The organism is Paenibacillus sp. NPDC093718 (assembly GCF_050279985.1).
Lineage (GTDB): Bacteria > Bacillota > Bacilli > Paenibacillales > Paenibacillaceae > Paenibacillus_AQ.
The window spans coordinates 703,128-711,968 of sequence record NZ_JBNNUS010000003.1 but is presented as its reverse complement, the minus strand read 5'-3'; the positions used below and the strand labels follow the sequence as shown (position 1 = coordinate 711,968).

4 protein-coding genes and 1 other annotated feature are annotated in these 8,841 nt (G+C 49.5%); all 4 genes read left to right on the top strand.

From position 1 onward, the window contains the following. The first annotated feature begins 316 nt into the window (after nucleotides 1–316). The 4 genes from ACQKPA_RS13005 (at nucleotide 317) to ACQKPA_RS12990 (ending at nucleotide 8,430) form a co-directional block, all read left to right on the top strand. Nucleotides 317–1,306, top strand: coding sequence for a 2-keto-3-deoxygluconate permease (locus ACQKPA_RS13005; RefSeq protein ID WP_071219527.1), 990 nt, complete (start codon nucleotides 317–319; stop codon nucleotides 1,304–1,306). A 15-nt stretch (nucleotides 1,307–1,321) separates the two neighbouring features. Next, on the top strand, nucleotides 1,322–2,623 hold the full coding sequence (locus tag ACQKPA_RS13000; protein WP_427492763.1) for a four-carbon acid sugar kinase family protein: 1,302 nt from the start codon (nucleotides 1,322–1,324) through the stop codon (nucleotides 2,621–2,623). After that, complete coding sequence (pdxA, locus tag ACQKPA_RS12995) at nucleotides 2,620–3,624, top strand: 4-hydroxythreonine-4-phosphate dehydrogenase PdxA (RefSeq protein ID WP_427492761.1); 1,005 nt, start codon at nucleotides 2,620–2,622, stop codon at nucleotides 3,622–3,624. Before ACQKPA_RS13000 ends, pdxA begins: the two co-directional genes overlap by 4 nt. A gap of 993 nt (nucleotides 3,625–4,617) precedes the next feature. Beyond that, nucleotides 4,618–8,430: an Ig-like domain-containing protein gene (locus tag ACQKPA_RS12990; RefSeq protein WP_427492759.1), complete on the top strand. Its 3,813-nt coding sequence runs from the start codon at nucleotides 4,618–4,620 to the stop codon at nucleotides 8,428–8,430. A gap of 119 nt (nucleotides 8,431–8,549) precedes the next feature. Next, nucleotides 8,550–8,819, top strand: a binding site (T-box leader). Nucleotides 8,820–8,841 lie beyond the last annotated feature (22 nt).

Below are 8,841 nucleotides of genomic sequence, written 5' to 3'. Positions count from 1 at the left end.
CGGATTTGTGGTCAGGCTAGCGTCTTTAGGCGCAGTTTGGCAACAGGGGGTTATACCCCAAGAGCAAACCACCCGTTGGACGGGTGGTCATGATTTTGCGCTCAATAGTTCCCTCTGTTTCGGCAGATATTAGGATAAAGAGGGATATATTTCAATAAGCTAGAGCCAACGCAACGATAAATTGTTTAAATTTGCAACAATTAATCTTTAATTTGTTGCAAATTTAATTGTATGCACTTACAATAAACCCTGCAAGCGATTTCAATACGAAATCACTGTTTAATATTGAAACAATTATTAGAGGGGTGTTACAATAATGAAGATTAAAGCGACGTTGGATCGGATTCCTGGAGGTATGATGGTGGTGCCGTTGCTTATTGCAGCAGTCATCAATACCTTTGCACCGGATCTGCTTCGGATCGGGAATTTTACGGAGTCTTTATTTGTAAACGGTTCAAGCACATTGATCGCGCTGTTTCTTCTCTGTACGGGGGCACAGATTAACGTCAAGTCCTTTGGCGTATCCGTCGGAAAAGGGGCTACACTGCTTGTCACGAAGTGGGTGGTCGGCGCAGCATTCGGACTGATCGCTTACCTGTTTGCCGGAGAGAACGGATTGTGGCTGGGTCTGGCGCCAATTGCCGTCATTGCGGCAATGACCAACAGTAATGGGGGATTGTTCGTTGCTTTGGTAGGCCAATACGGCAGTAAGGAAGACCGTGCTGCATATTCGCTGCTTGCCCTAAATGACGGACCTTTCCTCACCATGGTTGCGTTATCGATCTTCGGTGCCATGGGATTCGTGGACGGCATGTTCTCCTTTGTGTCCTTTATCTCGGTTCTTCTTCCGATTATTGTAGGGATGGTGCTGGGTAACCTGGATGAGGAGATGCGCAAGTTTTTGGATAAAGGCAGCTCCATGCTGATCCCGTTCTTTGCCTTTGCGCTCGGGATGGGCATTGATTTCGGAGCGATCGTGGATGGCGGCTTGTCGGGTATTATTCTTGGACTGCTGACGGTTTTCGTTACAGGTACCGCAGGATACTTTGTGTTTAAAGCGTTGAAATGGAATCCGATCGTGGGGGCGGCGGAAGGTTCCACAGCCGGTAATGCCGTGGCTACGCCTGCTGCGATCGGGGCGGCGAATGCATCCTTTGCGGCATTTACCGATATCGCGACGGTTCAGGTTGCAGCGTCCGTGGTAACGACCGCCATCCTGCTTCCTTTATATGTCGGATTTTTAGTGAAGCGTCTAGAAAAGAAAGGGCACTCATTTGATACAAATACAGCAGATGCCGAATCATAGAAGGTGTGATGAAATGTGATAAAACAAATTGGAATCATCGCGGACGATCTGACCGGTGCGAATGACTCGGGTGTACAATTGGCGAAGAAGGGGCTTGTTTCCACCGTCGTCTTCGATCATCGCCATTACCGTCAGGACACCCGTGCCGAAGTGTTGATCGTGGATACGGATAGCAGGTCGAAACGCAGCGTGGACGCCTATGAAGCGGCGTATGAAGCCGCTCAATTCCTTGAAGAGCAGGGCTGCCGCCACATCTACAAGAAACTGGACTCGACCTTGCGCGGGAATGTTGCAGAGGAATTGCGGGCGGTGCAGAAGGTATTCCGGCCGGACCTAGTGCTGATCGCCCCGGCTTTTCCCAAAATGAACCGCACGACGGTACAGGGACATCACTATGTTCAAGGTGTACTGATCACCGAGACGGAGTTTGCCAAGGATCCCAAAACGCCCGTCATGGAAAGCTATATCCCGAAGCTGCTGCAGAAGGAAGGAGAGCCTGAGGCGGTACTGGTTTCATCAAGTCAAGTGCGGCAGCCCGCCGCGCAATTTCTGCCATGGCTCCAATCCAAGCTGGCCGAAGGTCAAACCTGGTTTGTATGCGATAGTGAGACGGAAGCGGATTTACAGGCGATATCGGCATTGTTTTCACAGCTGGACAAGAAGATTCTGTGGGCCGGTTCTGCCGGATTAATCGAATACTTGCCGGAGGCGCTGTCCCTGACCTCCTTGGAGGAGGGGAGCCAAGACTGGGCCCAGGCGGATAAAGCGCTGATCGTATCAGGAAGCTTGTCCCAAACGACCCGGCGGCAGCTTCGTGCCGTCGAGGACATGACCAGCTCGTTGATGCTGGAGATCGATCCGGCCGCGCTGATTCGCGAAACTTACGACACAGAAGATGTCCTGCAGCAAATCGCTCAGGATATGGACAAGCGCTACTTGGTCCTGTATGTGGACGCTTCGGAAGAAAACCGCAGACTTGCAAAAGAAGCAGGGGATGAGCGGGGATTATCTTCAACCGAGGTAAGCGAAGCGATCTCGCTGGGACTCGGAAGAATGACAAAAGCCGTTTTGCAGGCATACGCTGAGATCCAAGGGTTGGTATTAACCGGCGGGGATACGGCTAAGGCTATCTGTATGGAACTTGGCATGGGAGAAATGCAGCTGTATTCGGAAGTAGAGCCCGGCCTGCCGTTCGGAAGGCTTCAGGGCATGGGAAATAGCTACTGGACCGTCACCAAAGCCGGGGGCTTCGGGAATGATCAATCCCTGGTAGATTCCCTGCACTATATAACAAATAAGAAAAAGGTGAGAACATGAGCCAGCATAAACCGGTTATCGGGATTACAATGGGAGACGCCGCAGGCGTAGGTCCTGAAATTATACTCAAGAGCCTCATGAATGAGGAGATGTATCATATCAGTCACCCGGTTGTAATCGGGGACGTGAAGATATTGGAGCGGGCAAAGTCCTTCGTGGGCAGTGACTTGGCTATCGAAGCGATTACTGCCGATGAGTTGGAGCAGGTTGACTACCGTTTTGGCACGGTTCATGTGCTTGATCTGGATTTGCTGCCGGCGGACTTGCCGATTGGACGAGTTGCCCCCGAGGCCGGCCACGCCGCGTTCAAATTTTTGGAGACGGCCATCGAATTGGCCAAGGACCATAAAATTCAGGCCATATGTACCGCTCCGCTGAATAAGGAGGCTCTTCATAAAGGAGGCCACAAATATCCGGGCCATACGGAGATTCTGGCGGATTTGACCGGAACCACGGATTACTCCATGATGCTGTCCGCGCCGAATCTGAAGGTTATTCACGTGACGACCCATGTCGGCATCATCGATGCCGTCCGGTCCATTCATCCTGAGCGCGTGTACCATGTCATTAAGCTTGCTCATGAGACACTGCAGAAGTCCGGCATCGCCGCTCCGCGGATTGCCGTTTGCGGAATTAATCCTCATGCGGGCGAGAACGGACTGTTCGGATATGGCGAAGAGGAAGAGAAAGTCATACCGGGCGTCGAGAAGGCGCAGGCCGAAGGAATCCAGGTCGTAGGCCCGCTGCCGGCCGATACGCTGTTCTTCCGGACGGTTCGCGGTGACTTTGACATTGTAGTGGCCATGTATCACGATCAGGGACATGGTCCCGTCAAAGTGCTCGGCTTGGACGCAGGCGTCAACATTACCGTTGGCCTTCCGATTATCCGCACCAGTGTCGATCACGGTACGGCGTTCGACATTGCCGGTCAAGGCATCGCCGACGAGAAAAGCTTGATGGAAGCCATCCGTCAGGCGGCGGAACTGGCGCCTAAAGCGTAATGATGTTGTTGTTTGGCGGGGCATAGCTGCTGCCATTATCTTTTTATCGAAGTGACTGCAGAAGATTCCGCAGGAATCAGCTGTCATAACAAAAAGATGACTCCACCTGTGGGGTCATCTTTTTTATTGTTCCATTTTTCGCTAACATGAAAAACTCGATCAACAGTATGAAGGGGAAGGTTGTTTTGGTGATATTTAGGAATAGAATAGCCGGCTGCCGTGAAATAATCGTGGCTTTTAAAAAAAACAAAATCAGCATCGTGCCTGAGACTCATTGAGCTATGCATGGTCCTTTAGTCCGTTTAGCTCAACATGTATCTTTAGTAATGTTTTTTATAAATAGAAGCTTAGAGAACTAGTAGTATCGAAATGAAATGATAGGTCCCAGGAAGGGCGAGATTGGTATAATATGGCTGTTTTTTTCGTATGGGAAGGACATGTGTAGAAGGATGTCGTATTCCCAGACCATAAATCTTTCTTAGTCGGTTACCGCGGCAAGTCTTTTTTTGGAATAGCGTTTCAACAGAATGGCTTACCTATCACGGTAACTCGCTAGCTTAACTGCCAGAGGGAGAGGGGTGATCATCCGAGTACAACTAACAGCTTGAAATGAATCTAGGACATCTGCTGATGTTTTGGTTCATGGCAATTAACGCGTTACATAATGATGCTAAAGGAGACCTCGTTACATAGACAAGCGAAGTTATTCTTAAAGAGATCATGCAGAATTTTTGAAAAAGGTTAGATTGTGTAAGGAATGGGGTGAAAACGTCGAATGTGCGCAGTTTTCGTTATAACAAGAAGGCGGGAAGCTAGTTGTCTTTCTCTTAACTTGCAACCAGCAATACTTATGCCTTTGACCGCGCACCCGCCATACTGCAGCCTTCACGGTTCGCGATATGAATATGTATGTATGGTTTAATCGACGGATGAATTCATTTGACAGCATCGGAAGGGCTCCAAAGCCTTCCCATTGAAGATAGGGAGGAAACAATGAAGAGAAAACCGATAATCAATCGGCGGTTTAAGTATTTGATGGCTGTTTTCATCATTTTGTTCGGTCAGCTTCTGCCAATGTACCCTCAACAGGCTGAGGCGGCTGCGGATAACTGGCTGAATTTTAAATTTGATGAATTCTCCCAAAATACTTTCACTCAATCGTTTGCCAAGAATGGGTCAGCCGAAGTGCCCCAGGGGCAGAACTTTATTCGATTGACACCGCCGACGACAGTACAAAGCGGAGCCGTATTTACCAATACCGCGCTGTGTCCTAGAGACAATTATTCATTCAGTACAGCCTTTTCATTTAGAATGAGTAATGCAAGTTCTACTGGTCCAAGCGATGGATTGACCTTCACGCTCCAGACTGGCACAACCAGCCAGCATCGAGATGGAGGCGGCTTGGGATATTACGGCATTAGTCCGAGTTTTGCCGTTAAATATGACACGTTTCTGAACACCGTTTATAACGATCCTTCTGCGAACTCCGTTGGACTTGCATTAAATGGAGACGTAGTGAACAAGCCAGGCTGGTATACCGAATTGAACCAGTATAATTCGGTGAATAACACCAACTATGTATTATCTAACGGAACCCAGTACTATACGTGGATCGATTACAATAGTTCAGTTCAGAAGGTTCAGGTATATCTGGGCACTTCACCGGATCGGGTTAATGCCAGCAAGGTTTTAGAAGTAGATGACATCGATCTTAGTTCGATATTTGGCGGCAAATCGATTCATGCCGGTTTTACAGGATCAACTGGGGCTCCGAATTACGAGACTCATGATATCCATAGCTGGTATTTTGTGAATGCATACGCACCGATTGAAACTCTCAATCCGAATAATACTTACAAAGTGAACGAGCCGCCAACCGTGCCGGGGAATTCAAAAATCACGGCGGTAAATACACCTGTCTCGGGACAAGTGAACGGCACGGATCCGGATGGAGATCCATTGACGTACGCCAAAGGCGCGACAGCTCCTAAGAACGGAACTGTGACGGTTAATGCAGACGGAAATTGGACGTATACGCCAGCACAAGACTTTATCGGTACCGATAGCTTCACCGTTATCGCCAATGACGGCAAATGCGCCACTGCCGAAGCTACGATTGACGTTGAAGTATTGGACTTGGTTCCGCCAACGACTCCGCAACCGCCTAATGTATGCGGGCCAAGAGTTGCATTAATTAACGGTAGTTTTGAGCAGCCGGAAGCAAGAAATGTTGGCGATAAGGGTTCTCCAGGAGCCGAGCACGCTTGGATGTATTTTTACGAACACGAAGTTCCGGGCTGGCAGACTACAGCGACAGATGACTTTATACAAATTATGCAAAACTCCAATGAATTTCTGGGACCGAACTTGGGTGGGAATGGGCAAACAATTCCTGTTGTTGCCGCAGATGGAAAGCAATTTGCCGAGTTGAACGCAAATCAACCTGCCATGTTATACCAGGATGTGAAGACAAACCCGGGTCAAACCATTTATTGGAGGCTGGCTCATCGTGGTGAATTTGGTGTTGATACTATGCAGCTCCGAATCGGCTCACCCGACATATCGCCAGATGTTATGCCGATTATTCAACGGATGGACAGCACTAACAATAAATGGACATATTATACTGGCACCTATACAGTTCCGGATGGACAGACTGTAACAAGATTTGGGTTTGAAGCTGTCCAAAGTTCAAATGGGAATCTTATGTGGGGGAATTTGATTGATGACATCTTCCTCGGCACAGAGCCTTGTGGAGTTGCCACCAAATCGGTATCTCCGATCGACAATGTACAAGAAGGAGATACCTTAACTTATTCGGTGAACTTTAAAAACGAGGGCGGCGACGAAACGGGCAACACCGTATTTACGGACAACATCCCTGACGGAACCGAATACGTCCCTGGCTCTTTAGAGATTGTATCGGGTCCAAATACAGGGACGCTGACCGATGTGAGCGGCGATGACCCGGGAGAGTTTCTCGCAAGCGAAAATCAGGTAGTTGTTCGTTTAGGCAACGGAGCGAACGGAAGCCAAGCAGGCAGAATCCCCAACACTGCCGTCTTGCCTGAAGGAACTACAGTCCAATTCAAAGTAAAGGTTCTCTCGAAATACAAAACGACTGAGGTCGCCAATCAAGCGATCGTAGAATACGATAATTTGCTTTCAGGGAATCATGAAACCCGGAAATCGAATGACGTTAAGGTGAATGTGAATCGTCCACCGATTACACCGGATTACGAAGAAACGACATGGAAAAACACAACCGTAACCGGTAGCGTGTACGGAGTGGATGCAAACGGCGATTCACTGACGTTTACCAAAGGAACCGACCCTGGAAATGGTACGGTGACCGTCAATCCGGACGGAACGTGGACGTATACTCCTGATCCGGATTTTGTTGGTGAAGATACCTTTACAGTTATAGTCAGCGATGGCAAAGGTGGAACCTCCACCTCAACGGTGAAGGTGAACGTAAATGAGCCTCCGAATCAGCCGCCGGTGACCGAAAATTACGACGTAACGACGGAGAAGGATGCATCGGTAACTGGCAGCGTCTATGGGACCGATCCGGATGGGGACACGCTTACGTACGCCATCGAAAGTAATCCGAAGCATGGTTCGGTGATCGTCAATCCGGACGGAACGTGGGAGTATGTGCCGGATCCGGGATATGTCGGACCGGATATCTTTACGGTCACGGTAAGCGACGGCAAGGGAGGAGTTACGACATCAACGGTAACCGTGAACGTAACGGACAAACCGAATAAGCCTCCAATAGCATCGGATGAAAACGTAACGACGGAAAAAGATACATCCGTAACGGGTGATGTTTATGGTACGGATCCGGATGGAGATCCTCTGACGTATATTCCAGGCAAGCAGCCGGGTAACGGAACCGTCATTGTGAAGCCAGACGGAAGCTGGATCTATACCCCAGATCCAGGCTTTGTCGGCGAGGATAGATTCACTGTCATCGTGGATGACGGCAAAGGTGGTAAAACTGAGGTTGAGATTATCGTTGACGTGACCGATACAACGACTCCGCCATCAACGAATCAACCTCCAGTATCACCGGATAAAAACGTAACGACGGAAAAAGATACTTCCGTGACCGGCGATGTTTATGGTACGGACCCGGATGGAGATCCTCTGACGTATACCCCGGGCAAGCAGCCGGGTAACGGAACCGTCATTGTGAAGCCAGACGGAAGCTGGACCTATACCCCAGATCCAGGCTTTGTCGGCGAGGACAGCTTTACCGTCATCGTGGATGACGGCAAAGGCGGTACAATCGAAGTTACGGTTATCGTTGATGTGACGGAGCCTAATACGCCGCCAACAGATCCTGGTAACGGAACAGATCCGACCGATCCAGGGAGCGGCACGAACCCTACGGATCCAGGGACTGGCACAAATCCTACGAATCCAGGGACTGGTACGAACCCTACGGATCCAGGGAGCGGCACGAACCCTACAGATCCGGGGACGGGCACGAACCCTACAGATCCGGGGACGGGCACGAATCCTACCGATCCAGGGAGCAGCGCGAACCCTACGGATCCAGGGACCGGTACAACTCCTGCGGATTCCGGAGATGGGACTGGCCAGTCAGATTCTGCAAAAGATAATAACGAAATGACTGCAGGAGAATCTGCTGAAGTACCTTCGCCAGCAGATCAATCGGGTGAACCTCAAGGTAACAAACTGCCTAATACGTCCACCAACGTATATAATTTGGGGCTCCTCGGAATGATCGTTCTATTATCAGGTTGGCTTTTGCTGAGAAAAAGAAAGCTTTCTTAGCTTTAGCTGCCAGAAGAAAACACTTTTCTAAACGAAAAGTGTTTTTTCTTTTGTTATACACCCACTTGACTTCCTGAGCAGCGTTCGGGTATGATTTCCTGTAACTTGAATAACGTTAGACAAAAGCAATGAAGAGAAAGAGTACCTTGGCGACGTCTTTGAACAGAGAGCCCCGGATGGTGAAAAGGGGTAAAGAAAAAACCTGGGGAATATGGTCTCTGAGCTGTGCACCGAAACCCTGTAAGGGTTGTAGGCTGTGCCGGATCCCGCACCCGTTAACGTGCTAGGGTATACACGCGATATATGGCGTCGTACCCGAAGAGGTGAGTGCCGCAAGGCATGAATGAAATTGGGTGGTACCACGTGAGCCGCAAGCTCTCGTCCCTTTTGGGATGAGGGCTTTTTTTGTTG

Bases quoted from the DNA above. Each gene is read 5' to 3' on its own strand.
- ACQKPA_RS13005 (WP_071219527.1), top strand. From the start codon at position 317: ATGAAGATTAAAGCGACGTTGGATCGGATTCCTGGAGGTATGATGGTG.
- pdxA (WP_427492761.1), top strand. From the start codon at position 2,620: ATGAGCCAGCATAAACCGGTTATCGGGATTACAATGGGAGACGCCGCA.
- ACQKPA_RS12990 (WP_427492759.1), top strand. From the start codon at position 4,618: ATGAAGAGAAAACCGATAATCAATCGGCGGTTTAAGTATTTGATGGCT.